Source organism: Actinoplanes sp. CA-252034 (assembly GCF_050956125.1).
Classification (GTDB): domain Bacteria; phylum Actinomycetota; class Actinomycetes; order Mycobacteriales; family Micromonosporaceae; genus Actinoplanes.
This window is the reverse complement of sequence record NZ_CP191846.1, coordinates 2463508-2485989: the sequence shown is the minus strand read 5'-3', so window position 1 is coordinate 2485989 and position 22482 is coordinate 2463508. Positions and strand designations below refer to the sequence as shown.

The 22482-nt window shown below is 71.2% G+C and carries 16 protein-coding genes; 9 read left to right on the top strand and 7 right to left on the bottom strand.

The window, feature by feature from the left end; translation table 11 throughout:
* Nucleotides 1-222 precede the first annotated feature (222 nt).
* Together ACQPZW_RS11230 and ACQPZW_RS11225 are read left to right on the top strand one after the other, a co-directional pair.
* Nucleotides 223-1146, top strand: coding sequence for a hypothetical protein (locus ACQPZW_RS11230; RefSeq protein WP_433794784.1), 924 nt, complete (start codon nucleotides 223-225; stop codon nucleotides 1144-1146).
* Entirely contained in the window at nucleotides 1143-2042 is a 900-nt protein-coding gene (locus ACQPZW_RS11225; RefSeq protein ID WP_433794783.1) for a GlcNAc-transferase family protein, read from the top strand. Before ACQPZW_RS11230 ends, ACQPZW_RS11225 begins: the two co-directional genes overlap by 4 nt.
* Nucleotides 2043-2175: 133 nt before the next feature.
* Here ACQPZW_RS11225 and ACQPZW_RS11220 read toward each other — a convergent pair whose 3' ends face one another.
* From ACQPZW_RS11220 to ACQPZW_RS11205, 4 genes are all read right to left on the bottom strand, one after another.
* Nucleotides 2176-2964, bottom strand: coding sequence for a hypothetical protein (locus ACQPZW_RS11220; RefSeq protein WP_433794782.1), 789 nt, complete (start codon nucleotides 2962-2964; stop codon nucleotides 2176-2178).
* A gap of 193 nt (nucleotides 2965-3157) precedes the next feature.
* Nucleotides 3158-6433, bottom strand: a complete 3276-nt coding sequence (locus tag ACQPZW_RS11215; protein ID WP_433794781.1) for a TIR domain-containing protein — start codon at nucleotides 6431-6433, stop codon at nucleotides 3158-3160.
* Nucleotides 6434-6599: 166 nt separating this feature from the next.
* Nucleotides 6600-8963, bottom strand: a complete 2364-nt coding sequence (locus tag ACQPZW_RS11210; protein WP_433794780.1) for an acylase — start codon at nucleotides 8961-8963, stop codon at nucleotides 6600-6602.
* Between the two features lie 198 nt (nucleotides 8964-9161).
* Nucleotides 9162-10400: a PQQ-dependent sugar dehydrogenase gene (locus ACQPZW_RS11205; protein WP_433794779.1), complete on the bottom strand. Its 1239-nt coding sequence runs from the start codon at nucleotides 10398-10400 to the stop codon at nucleotides 9162-9164.
* 234 nt (nucleotides 10401-10634) lie between these two features.
* Between ACQPZW_RS11205 and ACQPZW_RS11200 the strand changes: the two genes are divergently transcribed.
* Nucleotides 10635-11882, top strand: coding sequence for an FAD-dependent oxidoreductase (locus ACQPZW_RS11200; RefSeq protein WP_433794778.1), 1248 nt, complete (start codon nucleotides 10635-10637; stop codon nucleotides 11880-11882).
* A gap of 8 nt (nucleotides 11883-11890) precedes the next feature.
* Nucleotides 11891-12382, top strand: a complete 492-nt coding sequence (locus ACQPZW_RS11195; protein ID WP_433794777.1) for a MarR family transcriptional regulator — start codon at nucleotides 11891-11893, stop codon at nucleotides 12380-12382.
* Between the two features lie 4 nt (nucleotides 12383-12386).
* Here the strand turns inward: ACQPZW_RS11195 and ACQPZW_RS11190 are convergent, their stop codons facing one another.
* Together ACQPZW_RS11190 and ACQPZW_RS11185 are read right to left on the bottom strand one after the other, a co-directional pair.
* Complete coding sequence (locus ACQPZW_RS11190; protein ID WP_433794776.1) at nucleotides 12387-12797, bottom strand: hypothetical protein; 411 nt, start codon at nucleotides 12795-12797, stop codon at nucleotides 12387-12389.
* A 79-nt stretch (nucleotides 12798-12876) separates the two neighbouring features.
* On the bottom strand, nucleotides 12877-13416 hold the full coding sequence (locus ACQPZW_RS11185) for a hypothetical protein (protein ID WP_433794775.1): 540 nt from the start codon (nucleotides 13414-13416) through the stop codon (nucleotides 12877-12879).
* Nucleotides 13417-13546: 130 nt separating this feature from the next.
* Here ACQPZW_RS11185 and ACQPZW_RS11180 point away from each other — a divergent pair, with 130 nt between their 5' ends.
* The 4 genes from ACQPZW_RS11180 (at nucleotide 13547) to ACQPZW_RS11165 (ending at nucleotide 19555) form a co-directional block, all read left to right on the top strand.
* Nucleotides 13547-14968, top strand: coding sequence for a WGR domain-containing protein (locus ACQPZW_RS11180; protein WP_433794774.1), 1422 nt, complete (start codon nucleotides 13547-13549; stop codon nucleotides 14966-14968).
* Between the two features lie 222 nt (nucleotides 14969-15190).
* Nucleotides 15191-15373, top strand: a complete 183-nt coding sequence (locus tag ACQPZW_RS11175; protein ID WP_433794773.1) for a hypothetical protein — start codon at nucleotides 15191-15193, stop codon at nucleotides 15371-15373.
* A gap of 73 nt (nucleotides 15374-15446) precedes the next feature.
* A complete protein-coding gene (locus ACQPZW_RS11170; RefSeq protein ID WP_433794772.1) occupies nucleotides 15447-16058 on the top strand; it encodes a PilZ domain-containing protein in 612 nt (203 codons plus the stop codon).
* Nucleotides 16059-16105: 47 nt separating this feature from the next.
* Nucleotides 16106-19555, top strand: a complete 3450-nt coding sequence (locus ACQPZW_RS11165) for a TIR domain-containing protein (RefSeq protein WP_433794771.1) — start codon at nucleotides 16106-16108, stop codon at nucleotides 19553-19555.
* Nucleotides 19556-19608: 53 nt separating this feature from the next.
* Here ACQPZW_RS11165 and ACQPZW_RS11160 read toward each other — a convergent pair whose 3' ends face one another.
* The gene (locus tag ACQPZW_RS11160; RefSeq protein ID WP_433794770.1) at nucleotides 19609-20826 is read right to left on the bottom strand and encodes an alpha/beta hydrolase family protein; all 1218 of its coding nucleotides are present in this window, start codon (nucleotides 20824-20826) and stop codon (nucleotides 19609-19611) included.
* A gap of 181 nt (nucleotides 20827-21007) precedes the next feature.
* Here ACQPZW_RS11160 and ACQPZW_RS11155 point away from each other — a divergent pair, with 181 nt between their 5' ends.
* Nucleotides 21008-22315: a histidine kinase gene (locus ACQPZW_RS11155; RefSeq protein ID WP_433794769.1), complete on the top strand. Its 1308-nt coding sequence runs from the start codon at nucleotides 21008-21010 to the stop codon at nucleotides 22313-22315.
* Nucleotides 22316-22482 lie beyond the last annotated feature (167 nt).

The following is a 22482-nucleotide window of genomic DNA, read 5'->3' as shown; positions in this document are numbered from 1 at the left end:
GCCCCCTCCTCCTCTGCCGCTTCCCCTTCCTCTCCCGCTCCCGCCTCCCCTCCCGCACCCTTCCTCGCGAGAGGCCGAGGCGGGGTAGGGCGGACCGCTTGCGGTCCGTTACGGCGCCGCGCCCGGGCAGGCCGGGTACGAACGGGACCGCTTGCGGTCCGTTGGGGCACGGCGCTGCGCCCGGGTCCGCACGGTCGCGGACCGGCGTGGTCGAATGCCGGGATGACCGACCAGGACCAGCTCCATACCGCCTTGCTGAACCTCGGCGGCCGGGTCCCCGACGCGATGCTGGCCGAGGCCAGGCTGCGACTGGCCGACACCGGCACGGTCGCGCTTCCCGAGCCGGAGAGCACTCTCGAACTGGCGTTCACGTTCACCGTCTCCCAGCCGGGCAAACGTGCCTTCGGCGGGCAGGCGCCGCCTCTGATCGATCTGATCGGCCGGGCCGGCCTGATGGAGGGGCCCGACCAGGTCGCGGTACGGACCGTCGCGGACCTGCCCGGGGCGGTGGCCCTGTGGCGCAGCTGGCGGATCGCCCCGGACTGGGCGTCGCAGGTGATCCCGCCCGCCCCGGTCTACGTCCTCGAGACGTCGGGCTCACCGGCCACGGCGGCGGCCATGGTGATGCGCGCGCTGCTCACGGCCGGGATCACGGCGCCCCTGGTCGAGGCGTACGTCACCGGTGACAAGTTGCCGCCGTACCAGGCCGCGGCCCGCAACTCCAGCGCTCTGCTGTGGGCCGACCGGGACACCGAACCGCTTCGGGTCGCCCGGGTCTTCGACGTCGTGGACGATGCCGGGGCACGTTTCACCGACGGGCGCGAGCGACTGTCCGGCGAGGAGCTCGCGCGGGTGGTGGCCTACCTGGACGCGGGTGCCCCGGTGCTGGCCACCACGTCCCGTACGACCGACGTGATGCGACCGGATCGCGGCCCGGTCGTCCCGATGACCTATCGCACCGACGGCCGGTGGCTGTGGCCCGAGTCGGTCGCCTACTACGCCCGGGAGTACGGTCTGGCGCCGCAGCCGGAGCTCACCGAGCACATCCGGTCGCGGGGCCGGCTGCTTCCGGTGACCGACCCCGCCGACGAGCATCGCGCCCTGGCGGTGCTGTTCCAGTCGCACGCGATGGTGGCGGTGCCGTGACGATCTTCGTGGCCATCGCGTCGTACCGCGACCCGGAACTGGTCCCGACGGTGCTGGACTGCATCGCCAAGGCGGCGAGGCCGGACGAGATCCGCATCGCGGTCTGCTGGCAGCACCTCGGCGACGAGGACATCTCCGCGATCCGGGATCTACCCCAGGTCGACATCGAGGAGTACGACGCCAGGGAGAGCCGGGGCGCCTGCTGGGCCCGCGACAAGACGTTCCAGCAGTACCGCGGCGAGGACTGGCTGCTGCAGGTGGACAGCCACACCCGGTTCGCCCCGGGCTGGGACGCGCGGATGCTCCGGATGGCGGCCGAGACCGGCGCGGCGAAACCCGTCCTCACCGCGTATCCGGCCAGTTACGAGCCGGATCAGGAGTTCACCGGCGAGGGGCAGCCGGCCGAGATCATCGTCAACGACTGGACGGCTTTCGGCATACCCATGTTCGGTCAGCGCCTGATCGAGGGCGCCGCGCCGGGCGTACCGCCCAAGCCGGCGAACTTCCTGGCCGCCGGTTTCCTCTTCGCGCCGGGCTCGTTCGCCGTCGAGGTGCCCTACGACCCGAACATCTACTTCCACGGCGAGGAGATCACCCTGGCGCTGCGGGCCTTCACCTGGGGCTACGACCTGTTCCACCCGACCGAGGTCCTGACCTGGCACTACTACATTCGCGAGGACAAGCCGCGGCACTGGAGCGACCATGCCGCCGAGGACTGCGCCCGGCTCGAGGAACTGAGCCGCCGGAGGGTGCTCTACATGCTGCACACCCCACCCGTCGAACGGCTCGGCATCGGCACGGTGCGCACACCCCGGCAGTTCGCCGAACATTCCGGCTGCAACTTCGTCCGCCGTACGTGGACCGACACCCTCGCCCAGGAGCTGGTGCTGCTCTGACTCGAGCCGCCACCGGACACGACCGGCGCTTTCCCGGACCCGCCGAAGGCCACCTCAGAGCACCGCTCCTCCTCGTCTCTCGACACAGAGGGGCGCCAGAAGAGTGCACGCCATCCGGGTATCAGTCCGGCGATCACGCCGTGGCTGTCTGCCCCTCGGCGGCCAGCATCTTGAGCATCTCCTTCGGCATGGGGGCCACCTCGGCCGCGGGCGGTGCGGCCACCTTGACCTCGGTGCCGAAGTCGGAGTACTTCGCGATCATCTTGCCCGCCTGCGCATGCAGCACGGTCAGGTCGAGGGAGATCTCGGTGAGCCGGCCCTTGTCGTCGACCTCGGCGGTGAACGGAACGACGGTCCCCTTCTTGCCCAGCGCTCGCAACCCGGCGTCGGCGCTGTCCGGCGCCTTGGAGAGGTCGAGTTTGCCCTGGAACGAGTCGCCGGTGCGGGTCACGTCGACGGCGGCGTCGACGTAGAGCTGCGTGTTGACCATGTTCTTCGGATTCAGCGAGTTGCCGGCCGGCAGCGCCGACACGTCGAGGGACATCCAGTCCGGCCCCGAGATCTCCTCCATCTTCATGTAGAGCTTCTTGCCGACGAGGCGGATCGAGAACTCCTCGGTGTCGCCGCCGGACGTCATACGCATGGTCATGTCGGCCTTGCCGCCCGGCATGTCGAACGACCCGCTCGCCTCCAGCACGGAGGCCATCGACATGGAGACCTTCATCGACTCCTTCTGGAGCGCTTCCGTCGCGGCGACGAACTCGTCGAGCGGGTCGGCGGTCGGAGTAGCCGAGATGATCGGTGCGGGCCCGGTACGTCCGGGCCCGGTCGCTCCAGACCCGGCCGAGCCGGTCGTGCAGCCACCGATCGCGATGGCGGCGGTAAGCGCCATCATTGCGGCGGCCAACCGTTGCAAACTCATACGTTTCTCCCCGTCGATGTCTGAGCGGCGTTCACCATACCGGGAAGGTCCGACAGTTCACGGCCCGAATTTCCGAACGCGGTGTCACCGCCGCGCCTCGGAGCTCCGGCGATCAGGAGGGACGCCTTCGCCTGCACGCCGCCTGCACCATGACCCGGCGAGCGTTCGTGGTCGGCGCACTCGCGGCGAGCCGTCAGCCGGTGCACGTACGCCGGTACGGAAGCTCGGGAATGAAGCGGGCCCATTCGTCGGCACCGAGGCCGCGGCCGGTGATGGCGCAGGCGTGTACGGCCGGGTCAGCGCGGAGCTTGGTCAGCTTCGTGTAGTTCCACAGCGTGACGGTCGCCCCTTTGCTGCTGGACTGGGCGGCGACGGCCAGGGTGCGCCCGTCGCCCTTGAACAGCACCGCCTTCGCCTTGCCACCGAGGCCACGCATCGAGACGAGCCGGATCGGTCCGGCAGGGTTGGCGGTGTCCCACAGGAACGCTTCGTAGTCTTCGTCCCCGGTTACCAGGGTGCGCCCGTCGGGGCTGAAGGCCGCCGTGGCCACCTCGCCCTTGTGGCCGGTCAGCGTGGCGAGCCGGAGCGGACGGGCTCGGTCGGTGATGTCCCACAGCAACGCCAGGCCGTCGGAGCCGCCGCTGACAACGGTGTGCCCGTCCGGGCTGAAGGCCACGGTGACCACCAGCCCGTTGTGGCCGGCCAGCGTGCCGAGCCGTACGGGGGTGGTGCGGTCGGTCACGTCCCACAGCGTCAAGCCGCGATCGCCGCCGCCGGTGGCCAGCGTGCGCCCGTCCGGACTGAAGGCCACCGCCGCCCCGAAGGTGACGCCGTTCAGCTCGGCCAGCAGGGCGGGGCGGGTCCGGTCGGCGACGTTCCACAGCAGCAGTCGGGTGGGGCCGGCGACGACGGCGAGGGTGCGCCCGTCCGGGCTGAACACCATCGCGTTGGTCTCTGACGCGGGCTCGGTCGGGCCCGGGAGCGCGACCGGCTGGTCCGGGTGGGCCACATCGGTCAGCGTCACCTGTCCGTCCTGGCGCCCGACGGCCGCCGCCGTACGGCCGTCGGGGCTGAATGCCACCGCCCGCACCTGTGCGCTGCGGATGGACAGGTCGGCGCCTGGGACGGGCCGGGAGGGGTCGGTCACGTCCCAGGAGCTCGCCGTGCCGTCGGGGCCGGCGGCGATCAGGGAACGTCCGTCCGGCCGGAACGCCGCCGCCTGGATCTGCCCGCCCTGGACGGTGAGCGCGGCGAGCGGGTCCGGAACTCCGATCCGCCTGACGTTCCAGAGGGTTGCCGTCTCCGAGGTGTCGGTGGTGATCAGTGTTTGCGCGTCCGGGTCGAAGGAGACTGCGGTGATCGCGCCGCTGGCCCGCACGGTGATGACCGGCCTGGGCCCCTCCGCGTACGTCATGTCCCACACCATCGCTGTGCCCTGCCCGTCACCGGCGGCCAGATAGTGTCCGTCCGCGCTGTAGGAGATCGCGTCGACGGCACCCGCAAGGCCGGTCATGCGGCGGTACGGATCGGTGTCCGGCTCCTCGGGTGGCATGGGCGGCGGCGCAATCCGGTCCTGCTCGGCCTGGGCGGTGGCCGTACGCTTCATGTCGTACAGATTCACCACGCCGTCGAAGGCCCCAGCGGCCAGTGTCGAGCCGGTCGGATCGAACGCCATCGACTCGACGCTGAAGCTCTCCATCGCGCGGAGGAAGACGGGATCGGTCCGATCGCTCAGGTCGAAGGCCCCGACGAATCGGGTCTTGTTCACGACAAGGGTGGCGCCGTCCGGGCTGAACGCGAGATCGACCGCCGTATAGGGCACCCAATTGTCCATCGTGGCGAGTTCCCGGGGCTGGGATCGGTCGGCCATGTCCCAAAGGGTCGTGATCCCGCGTCCGTCGCCCGTGGCGAGAGTGATCCCGTCCCCGCTGAATGCCACCGCTTGCACGTAGCCGTCGGGATCCACCGTGGCGAGCCGGGCCGGCCGGGACCGGTCGGTCACATCCCACAGGACCGCGGCGCCCTCCCGGTCGACAACGACCAGGGTCCGCCCGTCCGAGCTGAACACCAGCGGGGTGTCGGCCGCGACCGGGCCGTTGAGTGTGGTGATCCGGGTCGGATTCACACGGTCGGTCGTGTCCCACAGCGACACCTTGCCGTCGGTGCCGAGAGCCGCCAAGACGCCGTCCGGCCCGTAGACGGCCGATGTCACGTCGCTGATCGTGCCGGCGTACTTCGTCGTGGTGACGACACCGGTTACTTCGCTGAGCGTCACGGCGTCGGGCAGCAGTTCCTGGGCTGCGGCCCCCAGCATCAGGGCCGTCTTCGGATCGCTGCTGATCGTCGCCTTGCTCTGAGTCGTCAGCCGTCGACTGATCGCGATCCGCTGCTGCTGGTCCGCTTTGGCCTGTTGCCTGGTGGCTTCCGCAGTCGCCGCTGCGGCCTCCTGCTGCTTCTCCTCGGCGATCTTCGTCAACCGCCGCGCCTCCGCCTCCAGCTGCTGCGCCTCCTGCTCCAGCTGCTGCGTCCGCTGGCCGGCCTCCTTCGACAGCCGCTGCAGTGTCCGGGTCCGCTTCGCCGCCTGATCGGCGATCCGCTGCTGCCGCCGGGCCTCGGCGGTCGCCTGATCCGCCAGCCATTGCTTCTCTTGCGCCGACTGCTCCGACCGCCTCGCCTCAGTCGCCGCGGACACCGCCAGGGCCTGCTGCTCCTTCGCCACCTCCTGCTGCCGGGTCGCCTCCTGCGCGAACCGCTCGGCGCTGCCGCGTTGCACCTCCGCCACCTCTTGCTGATGCAACGCCTCGGCTGCCGCGGCGGTCGCCCGGTCCGCGTTGCGCACCGACGACACGCTGGTCAGCACCGCCCACAGGGTCAGCACCACCAGCGTCGCCAGCGCCCCGGACCCGAGCCGGCGTGCCCGGCGATGGTGCCGGACGTCCTCACCCTCCAGTTCGTCCTTGCTCACCCCGTGCATCGGGGCGGCCAGTTGGGCGATCCCGTCCCGGAAGCGGGAATGCTGCAGGCTGAGATGCTCGCTGCCCCGCGCCCACCGCAGATCCAGGAAAAGCGGCTCCTCGGCGAACACACCCCGCAGTGTCGCGGGCACCGCCGTCGAGTCCTCGGTGAAGTCGTGACGTTCCTGGTCCCACGCCCACTCCCCGTCGGTCACCACGGGAAGGATCCGATTGGCCGACTTGGTGGCGATCCAGTGCTCGATCTCCCGGTTCACCCACCGCGATTGCGCGGCCTCGGGCGAGGCGAGCAGCACGAAGTACTCCGAGCCGTCCAACGCGGTCTGGATGGAGGACCACAGCCCCGGGGTCACCGCCAGTCCGGTCTGATCCCGGAAGATCCACAGGGCGCGCCGGCGATGCCAGGGTTTGGCCAGGCGGTGCAGGCCCCGTTGCACGGCGGGAGCCAGCCGGCCGTCCGCGGCATGGCTGTACGAAATGAAACCGTTGAAGGTCACTACTGGTCCCCTGGCGATCAAAGACGTTCGGCGACCACAGATTGTCGCCTGTCTTCGCCCCATCAGGAAGGCCGAAGATCATATGACCACGATGCCGCACGACCTTGACGGCGCTGTCGCATTGAGCGATCGGGTGCTGTGATGCCGGCGGGCCGGGTGAGATGCGTCAGCGTCCCCGTTGCGCCACCCGGTAGGTACGCAGGTGGGGGTCGGCCGTGATCTGCGCCTCGGTGTACTTGATGGTGTCCCAGCCCTTGCGTGAGTAGAGCCGGGTCTGGTCGGCGTACCAGGGTGAGTTCGGGTTCGTCGACTGCGCATAGGTCAGGATCTGCCGTCCCGACGGGCCGTGGCGGCCGAGCTCGACGGCCATCACGAACGACGTTCCGTGTACGACCTGCGGGTACCCCACGCCCGGTACGAGCGGGTTGGTGATCACGTTGAAGGCGCCGGCCTCACCGCGGCCGCCGTGGATGGGGATGCGCTGTTCGCCGCGGCGGTCGGTGTGGATGTCACCCAGTTTCGCGTCGAGCGGGATGCCGGCTAGCCGTTGCACGGCGTCGGCGAGCGCTGTCCGTACCCGTGGATCTGTGGTGTCGAGACGGCGTGGGGTGCGCACCGGATCGGTGGCGTCGAAGGTGTCGGCGAACCTGATGCCGCCCGATAGGGCGAACTCGGCGAACAGGTGTGCGCCCCGGCTGTCCAGGTCGACATGCTGGTCGAAGCGGGACAGCGCCTCGCAGGCCGGGGTGAGCTCGACGGTCGCGCCGTTCGAGGCGGTCGCGGTCGGCTGCCGCCGGCAGAGCGCGACGAGGTCGTCGCGGACGAGCTCGGCGCCGTACACCCGGTTGCCGAACATGACGTTCCAGAGACGGGCGGTGGTGAAGCCCCTGCCGGGCAGGCCGTCGGTGCCGGCGAGGCGCTGCCGGATCTGGTCGAGCCCCAGCCGGGTACGCAGGCTGCGCTGGGTGCGTTCGTTGCCGAGGATCCGCGGGAAGCCCTCCAGCGGCGCGGCCGGGCTGGCCAGCCAGTGACTGTCGTTGGAGTTGGTGACGTAATCGTCGCGGAACCGCAGCGGCAGGTCGGCCGGGCCGAGGATGCCCGGGACCGCGGCGTCGGGGTCGGCGCCGAGCGCGCAGTCCGACCGGGAGCCGTCCAGGACCGCCTGGCCACTGGAGGCGTAGAGCGGCTGGAACGGCGCCGGGATGCAGGCGGCCGCGAGCGCATCGGTCACCCGGGGCACGACCGAATGATCGCCGTAGAGCGCCTCGCCGCGCGCGTCGGCCGCGATCACGTTGACCCAGGGGAGGAACTGGTGCCGGTCGAGGACCGCCTTGAGCGCCCGGACATCCTTGGCCTGGCCCATCCGCAACCATCCGTCGAAGGCGCGGTTGTTGCCCGCGTTGACGTCGGTGATGGCGTACGCGGTGGCCGACGTCCAGTCGAAGGCGCCCGGCACCACGACCACCGGGCCGTAGCGGGTGTCGTGGAAGGTGCGGCTGACGAGGCCGCTGCCGGTCTGCACGGTGACCGTGCGGGTGCGCATCCTCTCGGGCCGGCCATCGACGTAGTAGGAGGTGGGATCGCCCGGAACGAGACTCAGACGGTGCCACACGAACCGGCGTGCGGTGGAGACCGTGTGGCTCCAGGCGAGGGTGCGGTTGTGGCCGATCTCGACGATCGGGTCGCCGATCAGCGCCGCGCCCTCGACGTCGTAGCGGCCGGGCACCTTGAGATGCATCCGGTAGAAGCGCTCGGCGCCCTGCCACGGGAAGTGGGGGTTGGCCAGCAGCATGCCGCTGCCGTCGGTGGTGGCCTGTCCGCCGAGGCCGTAGGCGTTGCTGCCGATGCCCGCGCTCGCCCCGTCGAGGGCGGCGACGACCGCGGCGGCGTCGGGAGTCTCCGGGGACTCCGCGGGCCCGGCTGCTGTCGGTGGCATTGCGGTGACGATGCCGTCGAGCAGTGCCCGGGAACCGGCCCGGACCATGCTGTCCCACGAGGTACGCCAGAAGTCGATCTCGGAGAGCGGGCGCACCCAGGCCTTGCCGCGGCACGCCGGGTCGGTCAGGCGTTGTACGCCGGTGCGCCGCAGGAAGTGGTTGTAGCCGGCGACGAAGCCGCGGATCTGGTCACGGACGTCGTCGGACGGCGACTGCACACCGTCGCGGCGGCCCTCGAGCAGTCGCTCGGCGACGCGGTCGTCGATCGCCTTGCGGTAGAAGAGGTCGCTGCGCACGTTGGCGTCGTCCGGCCCGGCCGCACCGAACCACCGCGACCGCTCGCCGTTGGCCGTCACCACACTCTCGGCGATGACGCAGATGTTGTCCTCGGCCTGCACATACCCGGTGCCGAAGCCGAGGCTCCCGAAGTCGGCGGCGGTGATGTGCGGGACACCGTAGGAGGCACGGCGAATCAGAGCCGCATAGCCGCCGTCGTGCTGCATACCGGAAGCCGCTGATGGTACGGCTGTGCCCGCCACGACCACGCCGACCGTGACCGCCGCTGCTGTCAGGCGCACGAACAAGGACGTCACGGCAGCATCTCCCCCTCGATGCGATGCCCGGCGGATCAATCGCAACGGTGGGGGAACCGGCTGATGCCTCGGCTCTTCCCCACTCGTCCCCCCGTCGAGCGACTGGCTCTACCGTCCACATACTCTCATCGCTCGACGGGACCAAAAGCAACCACATTCATCGATCTGTGCGGAGCCGGCTTCCGGCCTGCCCGGTCACTACGGCACCGCCACACCGCCGGCGGTCGGTGGCACGCGCTCGAAGCGCACCGTGCTCAGGTAGCCCGGCAGGTCGCTGAGCACGTACAACTCCCCGTGCACGTCCACGCCGAAGGCGGTCGGCTGGGTGGGGAGGTCGCCGATGGTGGCGGACTCGTAACCGCCGCCGGCCTTGGGACGTACGGCGAACGCGAGGGTCGAGCAGTAGTCGCTGGCGAGGTAGACGCCCCGCGCCTCGGGGGTTCGCGATCCTCGGTACACCACGCCGCCGGTGACCGAGCAGCCGTCGGTCATGAAGTGCTCGTACTCGAAGACGGGGTCGACATACCGCACGCCCGGGCGGCACTGGTCCGGGTCGAACACCGGGGTGCCCTCCTTGCAGGACCAGCCGAGATTGGCGCCGCCCTGCCACGGGCGGACGTGGTTGACCTCCTCGACCAGGCCCTGGCCCACGTCGCCGATCCACAGGGAGTTGTCGACGTCGACGGAGAACCGCCACGGGTTGCGCAGCCCGTAGAGCCAGATCTCGGGCCGGGCGCCGGGCTTACGGACGAACGGGTTGCCCGCGGGCACGCAGTAGGGCTTGGACCCGCAGGCCCGGCCGACGTCGATCCGCACGATCTTGCCCAGCAGGGTGCCGAGGTCCTGACCGGCTTTGAACGGGTCGTTCGCGTGGCCGCCGTCGCCGGTGGACCAGTAGAGGTAGCCGTCGCGGCCGAACGCCACCTGCCCGCCGTTGTGGTTGCCGTACTCGGCATGCTCCTGGGTGAGCAGCACCTGTAGCCGGTCCGGGGCGCCGATCGGCAGTCGCGCCAGGGTCAGCGCCCCGGCCGGCAGGCTCGTGTAGGACACATAGAGCATGCCGGTCCGTACGAAGTCCGGCGCGGGCGTGATGCCGAGAAGGCCCCGCTCGTTGTCCGAGGTGTCGATCCGGGCGGTCAGGTCGAGCACCGGCTCGGCTGCCAGCCCGGTGTCGGGACGATAGGAGCGGACGGTGCCGTCCTTCTCCGCGATCAGCATCCGGCCGTCGGGCAGCCCGGTGATCGCGATGGGACGCTGCAGGCCGAAGGCCACCTGCTCGGACACCACGGTCAGCTCGGTGAGTGGCACCGGGGCGGCACCGGACCCGCCTGGCGTGGCGGCACCGGCCGCCGGCCCGGAGGCGGACAGCAGCGCGGACGAGACGAGAGCGACCAGGCCGGCCGTCATGGCGGCGGTGGGACAGCGCCATCGCACCATCTTCGGCTCCTCAACAGAGTGGTGGGGGAATTCCGGGAGCGCTCCCACCGTACATCGATGAGTAACAATTGATAAGAGCTCGGATGCAGCCGCCGGCGACGACGGCGACCGCGGCCACAGCGCCGATCTCGACGCGGCTTGGCAGCGCGGCATCACGAGTCTCCAAGCACGGTAGGGCCGACCATGGCACGTCGACGGCCTTGCTCAAATTATCTTAGTCATTAAGGTAATCGCATGGCCATATCGACCGACTTCTCCGTGGCGATCGCCGGCGCCGGGCTCTCCGGCCTCTGTCTCGCCCAGTACCTGACGCGCGCCGGCATCGACGTGCACGTCTACGAGCGGGATCAGAGTCCCTTCGTCCGGCAGCAGGGCTATCGGATCATCCTCGACCGGTACGGGCTGGAGGCGCTGCGTGAGAGCCTGCCCCGCCCGCTGTACCGCCTGGCGCTGGCCACCGGCGACGAGCCCGGCGGGCGCCTGCGATTCACCGACAGCCGGCTGCGGGACGCCTTCACCATCACCTTCAAGGACGAGCCGGACGCGACGCGCCAGGTCGACCGGGCCACCCTGCGGTCGATCCTGATGACCGGGCTGGACGGGCGCATCCACTACGGGCGGGCGGCCGTCGCGGTCGACAAGGGCGGTCCGGCCGGGCTGCGGCTGCGGTTCGCCGACGGCGGGGCCGTCGCGGCGTCGGTCGTGGTGGGCGCGGACGGTGTCGGCTCGGCGCTGCGCGCGCAGCTCATTCCGGACACCGACCCGGCGAGTGCCCCGATGGTGGGCATCTACGCCCGCTCGCCCCTGACGTACAAGGGCGTGAGCATCATCCCCGAGGCGCTGCGGACCAGCGGGGTCCTGTCCATCGCCGACCGGCCGGGCCGGGCGTTCTTCTTCACCTCGATGCGGTTCGGCGAGAGTCCACGGGCGGCGTTCGCCCGGGTGGCCCCGGGCAGCTATGCGCCGACCAGCGACGACTACGTCATGTGGGGGCTCCTGCTGCGGCGGGAGGAGGTGCCCGCTGCGGCCCGTGGGGATCTGCTGGCGCTGCGGGATCTGGCCGTCCGGATGAGCGCCGACTTCCATCCGCTGATCCGGCGACTGGTCGGCACCGGCGAGCTGGACACCACGGTGCTCAACCCGTTCGCCACCGGCCGGCGCCCGCAACAGTGGGCGGTGCCCCGGGCGACGATGATGGGTGACGCCGTGCACGTCATGCCGCCGTTCGGAGCGCAGGGCGGCAACACCGCGCTCCGCGACGCCGCCCTGCTCGGCCGCAGGATCGTCGACGCCTGGGTGAGCGACACCCCGGTGGAGGAGGCGATCGCCGCCTACGAGGACGAGATGGTGCCGTACGCGTTCCGCGCCGTCGACACCGCCGCCGGGCTGATGCGCCGCCTCACCGGTGACGCCGTCGCGCCGCACTGGGTGCTGACACGGGTTCTACCTCGGCTGCACCGGGTCACCGTACCGGAGGCATGATTGCCTGCATGTCCGACGAGCCGGCCCGTGCGTCCGCGATCGCCGACCTGATGCGCGCCGGGCGGGAGACCACCCGGCTGTCGACGGTGTTCCGGTATGCCATCGCGGACCGGCTGGGCCTCGCCGTGAGCGACCTGGAGTGCCTGGACTTCCTGGCCGACGTCGGATCCGCCACCGCGGGGCAGATCGCCGAGCGGGCCAACGTCACCACCGGGGCCGTGACCAGCATGCTCCGCCGGCTCCAGCAGGCCGGCTGGGTCACGGCCGAGCGCGATCCGGCGGACCGGCGACGGGTGATCGTCACCCTGCGGCCGGAGCGCGCCGCCGAGTTGGAGCGACCCTACGCGCGGTTCGCCGAGCGGGCGGGGCGGCTCGTCCACGGCTACAGCGTCGAGGAGATCACGCTGCTGGCCCGGCACTACGACCGGATGCAGGCGATGTATCTCGCCGAGCTGGACGACCTCCGCGGCGACCCGCCCGCACCGTCGCGGCGGGGCTGACGGCTCAGCCGCCGGGGCAGGTGTGGCGACCCCCGCTGTAGGCCACGCACGTACTCTCCGGGGCCGGGTCTCTCCGTGCGGAGTCGCTCGTGAGCGCATAGATCGCGCACAACGCCGCCACCGTGACCAGGACCGTGATCACCGCGCCGCGGAACCACTGCACAGGACCGCGGCGAACGGCGACGACCGCGGCGAGGCCGGCGCTGAGACCGGCGACGAGCCACGCGACCGTCCCCGCGGGATGGTCCTTCGTGAGCCACTCCGGCAGCAGACTGACGAACGCAGCCGGGCTCACCACCAGCAGCGCGATCAGGACCGCCAGGGCGGCGAACCCGAGGAGGACCGTTCCGCCGGCGACGACCCCGCGGCCGGATCGGCGCTCGCCGGGCATCACGTCGAGGTGCTCATCGTCCATGTCCGGTCCTCCGCATCGCCGCGCCTGTCACCTTCGGCCCGGGGAGGGTCCGAGGACTACCCCATCGACGGACCGGGCGTCAGTCGGACTCCACGACCGTGAAAGGCGGCCGCACGCCCTCGGTGAGCTCGGCCGCCGCCTCCAGGGCCATCACCGCACGGTCCCGGCTACCGGCGGGTGACCTGGCGGTGGAGTGTAGCGACCCCAGGGCGACGAGATAGCCGGACCCCACCGCGGCATAACCCGAGATCGTGTGCCCGATCTGGTAGTCGTCGCCGACGACGTAGAGGCGGCCGTGGATGCCCACCAGGAACTGTCCACCCTGCTCCTGGCCGTCCTCGGTCCGCGCGTAGCCGCCCGTGGAGAGACAGTCGCGGACTGCATCGATGAACGTGGTGGCCATGAACCGGTCGACATCCCAGGTGTCGGGCTCACCGACGGTCAGCGAGTAGCGCAGGAGCTGACCCATCCGGTAGCTGGTCGTGAAGCCCATAACGTACGGCCCCACCTGGAACACCTTGGAGTCCGACCGCACCGCCACGTGCCACCCGTCGCTCCCCGCCGAGTCACCGCCGACGGTGACGGTCCGCCCATCCGTGATCCCCACGATGCACGTCATGAAGTCACTTTCCCCGCCCGGCGAGCCGATGCCAACCACCCGACCCGCGACACCCGGACGACGGCTCGGGGATGTCGTACCCCCGGTCTATCTTCATCGGCGTTCCTCCCTCTGCCGAAAGGTGGCCCGGATGCCGGCCGAAACGACGTACCTCGAGCTCTCCGAAGACAGCGGCAGCTCGCACAAGTTCTACGAGGTGACCGTCGACGGCGTCGATCTCACCGTCCGGTATGGGCGGATCGGGGATCGGGGGCAGGTGAAGCAGTCCTCGTACACCAGCGCGGACAAGGCCCGGTCCGAGGCGGCCAAGAAGATCGGCGACAAGGTTCGCAAGGGGTATGCGCCCGCCGTCATCGGGCAGCGCCAGCCGCGCTCGGTCACCCGCCGGCAGATCGTCAGCACCCGCTCCACCGCCAAGCGTGCTCCGGTGCTGTGGCGCTACCGCAGCGGCAGCCCGGCCTTCGGGGTGTTCGTCGACGACGACGTCTGCATGGTGGGCAACGAGGCCGGGCTCATCACGACGCTCGATCATCGGGCCGAGGTGCAGCAGCAGTTCCGGCTTCCCGACGGGGTGAAGTGCATCGTCGCCGACGACCGGTGGATCTACGCCGGGTGCGACGACGGCAACGTGTACGACCTGTCCGGCAAGGTGCCCCGCCTGGCCTACCGGATCGCTCCGGAGATCGACATCTACTGGCTGGACATCCACGACGGCGTGCTGGGTGTCTCCGACGCCAACGGGGGCATCTCGGCCATCGACCACGAGGACGAGTTCCTGTGGCAGCGGCCCGGCCGGGGCTCGTCGGCCTGGATGGTGCGCTGCGACGACAACGCCGTGCACCACGGGCACAGCGCCGGTGTCACCAGCTACGACTGGCGTACCGGGCGGGAGCTGTGGCACACCGGCACTCGTGGGGCGGTCCTCTTCGGCTGGCAGGAGCGCGACACCGTCTACGCCGGCACGGCCGACCGGCAGGTCGTGGAGCTCGGCAAGGACGGCACGCACCGGCAGGCCTACCGGTGTGACGCCGCCGTCTTCTCCTGCGCCGCCGCCGAGGACGGCCGGTATGTCTTCGCCGGTGACAGCGCCTCGTCGGTGTACTGCTTCGACGCCTCCGGGAACCGGTTGTGGAAGCTCGCCACCGGGTGCGGGTCCGCCTACTCCATGCAGTATCACGACGAGCGGCTCTACATCGTCACCACCGACGGCTCGCTGGCCTGCATCGACGCCAGCGAGCAGGCCGTCCGGTCGGCGGTCGACGGCACGGTTCCACAGGTGATGGACGTCAAGGCGCCGCGGATGGCCGAGGTCGCGCCCTCCACCACTGTCGAGATCGTCCACGACCCGGCCGACGGCGTGGTCGTCGAGTGCGTCGAGGAGTCCGGCCGCCTCCGGATCCGCGTGGTCAGCTCCGGTTACCACCGCGACTGGCAGGTTCAGTTCCCCAAGGGCATCCGGGAGAGCGGCACCCGCTACGTGGTCACCGGCATCCGTGAGGCGTCGCGCGGTGGTTTCTACCGGGCCTACGGCGACATCAGGCGTCTCGGCTGACGTGACCGCCGGGGCCCATGAGCCCCCGCGTCACCGGCCGCGACGCCGGCCTTCGCCGATCCGGCGATCGGGCTGCGGCGCCATGACGCGGCGATCCGCCGGCTCGGCCCCTTGAGCCCCGCCGGGCCGTTGCACGAGGGCTGCACGCCCGGGGTTGTGACGGCGCCGGCCGGGTCGGGGCGGCGGCCGACGCGCTGCGGCACTTCGCGGAGGTCCGCGGCCGTGTCGTGCGGGGGCCTCGGCGTCGAACCGGGGACCGAAGCCCACCTCGGCGTGCTGTGCCAGGAGACGCCCGGTCAGCCGGTGCGGGCAGGGTCGTGGTCACGGGCGCTGGCGATCCTCGACGACCTGGACCACGCCGAAACCGCCGACGTCCGCGGCAAGCTGTCCGATCTGTCGCGGTGATCCTACATCTGCGGACCCACCGTGCCGATAACGTCAGCAAGGGAAGAGCCCGCACGGAAAGAGCCGACGATTCATGATCAGCACCTCTGAGAAGCCGCAGCCGTGGGCTGTCCCGACCGTGACCGTCTCCATCGGCGGCGGCCCGGCGCAGACCTGCCGGGTCACCCGGGAGCCCAACGGCACCCTGCGCCTGGGAATCACGAGTTTCGCCATGGTCGGTGTCGACGCCACCCTGCTCTGGACGCAGAACGGCCGCGGCTTCAGCATCGAGGGCACCGTCGTGCCGGAGCCGGCGAACAGCATCCCCGGCGTGTATCTGCGGGTGGACGAGACCGCGGGCGGCATCGAGCGGCGGCGCTCCGAGCGGGTCGATGTGCACGTGCCGGTCGTGGTGGCGCTGCCGTCCGGCCATCTCTTCCCCGGGCGGACGATGAACCTGTCGGTCGGCGGCGCGCACGTCGTCGTCGATCTGGACGAGGTGGGCGACGACGCTCTGATGACCCTGGCCGAGGATCTGACGCGGGGTGAGCGGGTGAGCGTCGAGTTCCTGCTGCCGGACGGGCCGGTGGACGTCAGCTGCCAGGTCGGCGGCGGGGGCGACGAGCCGGGTGACGTGCGGATGCTGTTCGTGGAGGTGCACCCGCAGGTGCGGGCCCGATTGAGCGCGTTCTTGAAAACGGTGTAAGTACTACACCGGTCCGTCCGGGCATCGATCGTGCACAATCGACGACCGTGTCCTACAACGGCTTCATCTCGTACAGCCATGCGGCAGACGGGCGGCTGGCGCCGGCCGTACAGCGGGGCCTGCATCACCTGGCGCGACCGTGGAACCGCCGCCGGGCACTGTGGATCTTCCGAGATCAGACCGGGCTGTCGGTCACGCCCGCGCTGTGGTCGTCGATCCAGCGGGCGATAGACGGCTCCGACTGGTTCGTGCTGATGGCCTCGCCCGAGGCGGCGCAATCCCCGTGGGTCAACCGGGAGATCGAGCACTGGGTGGCGACCAAGTCGGCGGCCCGGATCCTGCCGGTGGTGACCGACGGCGAGTGGCGGTGGGACCGCGACACGCGGGACTTCGACGAGTCGTCGACGGCGGTGCCGCCGGCTCTGCGCGGTGTCTTCGACGAGGAACCGCTGCATCTGGACCTGCGCTGGGCCCGTGACGATCGGCATCTGACCCTGCGGCACTCCCGGTTCCGGGACGCGATCGCACAGCTCGCCGCCCCGATGCACGGGGTCACCAAGGACGATCTCGAGGGCGAGGACGTACGGCAGCATCGTCGCGCCGGCCGGCTGCGATGGGCCGCGGTCACGTCGCTGGCGCTGCTGGCCCTGCTGGCGTCGGTGACCGGTGTGTTCGCGGTACACAACGCGGACCAGGCCAACGCGTCGGCGATGGAAGCGGTCCGCCAGCAGCAGGAGGCGACGGTGCAGCGCGGGAGCGCGGCGAAGTTCGCCGGTGAGGCGCAGCGGCAGCAGGAGATGGCCGAGCGTCAGGAGGCACGGGCTCGGGACGCGGCCGACGAGGCGCAACGGCAGTTGAGCCGGGCGGACAGCGCGGCGGCCCGGGCGGCCGAGCAGCAGCGGCTCGCTGAACGGCAGAACGCTCTGGCCCGCGAGTCGGCGCGGGAGATGCGCCGTCAGCAGGAGCGGGCCGAGGAGCAGGCGCAGATCGCCCGGGCGCAGCAGAGGCTGGCGGGCACGGCGACCACGGAGGCGCGCAAGCAACAGAGAATCGCCGAGCGGCAGGAGAAGCTGGCCAAGGAGGCCGGCGCCGAGGCCCGCCGGCAGGAGAGGCTCGCCGGGGAGCAGGAGAAGCTCGCCGTCGAGGCCGCCACAGAAGCCCGCAAGCAGGAGAAGATCGCCCGCGAGCAGGAGCAGCGTGCCGAGGCCGCGAAAGCCGACGCCGAACGCGAGAAGGCGAACGCCGAACGCGAGAAGGCCAACGCGGAGCAGGAGAAGGCGAACGCCGAACGGGAGAAGGCGAACGCCGAGCGGGAGAGGGCCAACGCCGAACGCGAGAAGGCCAACGCCGATCAGCAACAGCGGATCGCCATCAGCCGGCGGCTGATCAACGAGGCCAAGGCCACCCTGCAGGACGAGCCGCAGACGGCGTTGCGGATGGGCATCGCGGCGCAGCGGATCCACCCGGAGGCGGAGACCCGCCGCGCGGTCGCCAGCCTCATCGCGTCGACCCGGTACGCCGGCGCCATCGACGACGTGACCGCGGTAGAGCACGGCCCGGGCACGCTGCTCGTCACCCTCAACGAGGTCGGCGTGGTGTCGCTGTGGGACACGGCCACCCGGGCCGACGCGGCGCTGCTCGCCACGATCGGCACGCCCGGCCCGCTGAACAACCAGATGTCTCTGACCGACGACGGAAAAGCCCTGGTGGTGGTACGGGACGGCGTCGCGCGACTGTGGGACGTCAGCACCCCGGCGAGCCCCGCCCTGATCGCCGCGCTGCCCGACGACCGCTACTACCACTCGGCCGTTTTCAGCCCGGACGGCCGCATCCTGGTCACCGGTGACCGCACCGGCCCGGACGGCTACGCCACGCTCTGGGACGTGGCCGACCGGACCCGGCCGAGGGAGCTGTCGACCCTGACCAGCAACATCTTCTCCGGTGACGACTTCGTGTTCAGCGCCGACGGCAAGACTCTGGTGGACAGCATTGGCGACACCCACATCTGGGACATCAGCACCCCGGCCGAACCGGTCGAGCGGGCCACGATCCCCGAGACCGGCACCGTGTTCGCGATCGCGCTCAGCCCGACCGCGCCGCTGCTGGCGATCGGCAACAGCCTCGGCGAGCTCGACCTCTACGACCTGACGGACACCGCCGAGCCGGTCCGGACCGCGCGGCTGCAGTACGACGCCACGACCCTGATGCTCTCCCTGGCGTTCAGCGCCGACGGCAGCGTCCTGGCGTCCGGTGACCACGACGGGCGGGCCAAGCTCTGGCAGATGGGCGCCTACCCGCGCGAGATCGCCGAGGTGACCGGCACCGGCGGCGTCGAGTCGCTGAGCTTCAGCGGCGACGGGCGGACGCTCGTGACGGCCGACAGCGCCGACACCGCGGTGCTGTGGAACACCACCGAGTTCGCCGCGCCGCGCAAGCTCTCCGAGACGGCCGCACACACCGACCAGCTGCTCGCGTTGTCCTACGGCGGCGACGGCAAGTCGATGACCACGATCGGAGCGGACGGCCTCGCGGTGTTCTGGGACACCACCGACCGGCAGCGGCCCACCCAGCGGGTCAGTCTGCCGGTCCCCGGGCACGGCGGCTGGGGCCGGGCCGCGATCAGCCCCGACGGCCGCCGCATCGCCGGCGCGGGCGCCGAGGACAACGTGGTGGCGCTGACCGACGTCACCGACCCGGCGAACCCGTCGGCGCCGGTCACGCTGCGGTCGGCCGTGGAGTCGCCGAGCGTGCTGTCGTTCAGCCCGGACGGGCGAACCTTCGCCATCGGCGGCGACGGCAAGGTGGAGTTGTGGGATCTGGCCGGCACGACCGGCATCACCCGGATCACCACCCTGACCTTCACCATCTCCTCGGTCGGTGACGTGGTGTTCGGCCCGGACGGGCACACGATGGCCGTCACCGCCATCACGACGGTCAGCCTGTGGGACGTCAGCGACCGGGCGAAGCCGAAGCAGCTGTCCGAGCTGGCCGGTCACGGCAACACGGTGCTGACGGTGAAGTTCAGCCCGGACGGCACGACCGTGATGACCGGCAGTTACGACCACACGGCGATCCTCTGGGACGTCAAGGACCCGGCCAAACCACGCCGGCTGACCACCCTGACCGGCCACGATTACAAGGTGGGCGCGGTGGCGTTCAGCTCCGACGGCGCCACGGTGGCGACCGCCGAGGACGGCTCGTGGGCGATCCTGTGGGACGTCTCGCAGCCGTCCAAGCCGGTGCAGCTGGCCCGGATGAAGCTCGATCAATACCACAGGCCGGTCGACATGGCGTTCAGCTCCGACGGCGGCACCCTGGCCGTCGGTACCGATTACGGCTGGGACGGGCGGATCGCGCTCTGGGATCTCACCGATCTCAACGCTCTCCGCACCGATCCGGGCGCGTTCGGCTGCACGATCACCGGCCGGGGCCTCACCGCGGAGGAGTGGGCCCGCGAGGTGCCGGAGCTGGCATTCCAGCTGACCTGCGCCCGCTGACCGGCTCGGCGAAGGCTGCGGCGGCCCGCTGGGGCGCCGCAGCCGGGTCCGCGTCACCGGACGAACTCGATCTCGGGGTATCGCGGGTGCGGCGCGCGCATCAGGTGGCCGTCCCGCCGGCGCAGGTGCTGGTCGAAGAAGGCCCGCAGGTAGGCGCGCTGGACGGCGACGGACCGTTGCGGCTCGAGAGTGCCGACCATCTCGGCCAGCTGCTCCGGAGTGAGCCCGAGCTCCGCGGCGGCCTGGGGATAGAGGACGACGCCGTCGTTGAACGACCCGTGAACCGCCCCACTCAGTCTCAGCTCGCGTTTCCAGCCACGCTGACTGGCCCAGAAGGTATTCCAGGTCGGGTCCTCGGCGCCCGGGCCGTGGTCGCTGCTGAGCAGCAGGAACGGCCGGTCCGAGCCGGCGACCGCGTGGGCGCCGACGAGGGTGCCGTCGAGGTTGACACCGGCCTTCAGACGCCGGTCGGCGTGCATCACGGCGGCGGCGGTGCTCCCGCCCAGGGAGTGGCCGAACATGCCGACCCGGTCCAGGTCGAACGCGCCGCGCAGACCGTCGGGCAGCGGGCGGCGCCCGGCATCGGGGTTGCGCCCGGCGTCGAGGGCGGCCAGCTGGTCGAGGACGAACCTGATGTCGGCGGCGCGGACGTCGGCGACCCGGGCGATGACCTCGTCGTCGAGCTCCGGCGGGAGGGCGGCGACCTCGACCCGCCCGTCGGGGAACTCCACCTCGGACGCGTCGTGAGTGTGATCGACGGTGACGACGATGAACCCATGAGCGGCCAGATCCTCGGCGAGGACGGTGCTGGTGCCGCGGTCGCCGCCGAGACCGGGTGAATACAGCAGGACCGGGTGACCGCCCGCCTTCCGGGCGACCGGCGCGCCCACCCGCCCGTGCGTGGCGGTGGTGCGGACCCGATCGGCGGGCAGACCGAAGACCTCGGAGAAGTGCGGCACCGCTCCGGGCGACAACCAGGGCGCCGGCAGGTGGCCACGGGTGCTCCGCGCCGGATACCAGACCTGGACCATGATCTCGCGGACCGGGTGGGAAGGCACCCACGGATCGATGCGCGTGGTGTCCCTCAGGTGCAGCGCGACGGTGCCGAGGCACTCCGGGCCGGTCGGCGCGGGCAGGGCGTATCCACCGGTGAACCGACGGTGCGCGACCGCGGGTGCGGCAGCGGCCAGCCCGAGACCCGAGGCCAGGGCAGCCGTCAGCAGCGTGCGGCGGCGCAGTGGCCGTACCGCAGCGGGGAAGCTCTTGATCATTTGATCTCTCTCGGTCTCGTGGCGGATCGATTGCGGCCCGCGGGCCGCTCCGGGACAACGCTGCCGGAAGCGGGCCGCATTGTCGGTGGGGCCAGCCGCCGGTTGAGGGTGCGGTTATCCGCACCCTCGACGGAGGGGTAGCCCCATGGCTGCTGAGCTGCGCGGTGTTTACCTTGATCACGTGACCTCGGCATCAGTGGTGAGACTTCGTGCGGCGCCGGCGACCCTGTGGGCGGCCCGCTCCCGGCGTGCCACCGTCCACGCGATCGCGGGGCTGCCGATCGGCGTGGTGGCGTTCGCGATCATCTGTGGCCTGCCGGTCGCGGCCGCCTACTGCGCGGCGTGGAGCCTGCTCTACGCCCCCGCCGGCGACTGGGCATCGACCGTCACGTTCGTGCTGCTCACGCTGGTCACTCCCCCGGTCGCGCTGTGGTCCGTGCCCGGCCTGACCGCACTCCAGCGCCGACGTTTCCGGGTGGTGCTGGGCGTCGAGATCCCACCCCTGCCGCGCTCCGCCTACGACGGCTCGTGGCCGGCCCGTCTCGCCCGTGCGGCGCGGGCGCCCGGCACGTGGCGGCAGATCGGTTACCACGTGCTCGCGTTGTTCATCGGCGTGGGCGGGGCTGCCCTGACAGCCGCTCTCTGGTCGGCCGGGATCGGCGTCGTTGTGCTCCTTCCGCTGCAGGCCCTGGGTCTGTGGGCGGCCGAGGGACCGTGGGCGGTCACCGCGCCGACCGGCGCTCTCGGGTTGGCGGCACTGCTGGCGGCGCCGTGGGTGGCCCGGGGCGTGGCCCACACCGACACGGCTGCGGCACGGGCGCTGCTCGGCCCGAGCCGCAACGAGGAGCTGTCGCTGCGGGTGGAGTCCCTGGCCCGGAGCCGGGCCGACGTCGTCGCCGCCACCGACGCCGAGCGCCGCCGGATCGAGCGCGACCTGCACGACGGCGCCCAGCAGCGGCTGGTCTCACTTGCGATGAACCTGGGCATGGCCCGCGCCTCCCTCACCGATGCGCCCGGACCGGCCATGCAGGCCATCGAGGCCGCCCACGACGAGGCCACCCAGGCGCTCGCCGAGCTGCGTGAGTTCGTCCGCGGCCTGCATCCGGCCGTGCTCGACGACCGGGGCCTCGACGCGGCCCTGTCCGGGATCACCGCCCGCGTCCCCCTACCGGTGCGCCTGACCGTCACCGTGCCGGCCCGGTGCTCGCCGGTGATCGAGGCGATCGCCTACTTCGTCGTCTCTGAGGCCCTCACCAACATCACCAAGCATGCGAGCGCCACCGGGGCCGAGGTCACCGTCAATCGTGCGGCCGACCGGCTGCGCATCGTCGTCACCGACGACGGCCGGGGCGGCGCCACGGTCGACGGCGACGGCACCGGGCTACGCGGCCTGGCTCAGCGCGCCGCCTCGGTCGACGGCACGTTCGCCCTGCACAGCCCGGCCGGCGGCCCGACGACGATCACCGTGGAGCTACCGTGCGCATCATGATCGCCGAGGAGCTGCCATGCGCATCGTGATCACCCTGGAGCTGTCGTGCGCATCATGATCACCGGGCCTTGCCGTGTGCATCGTGATCACCGTGGAGCTGCCGTGTGCATCGTGATCACCGTGGAGCTGCCATGTGCATCGTGATCACCGAGGAGCTGCCATGTGCA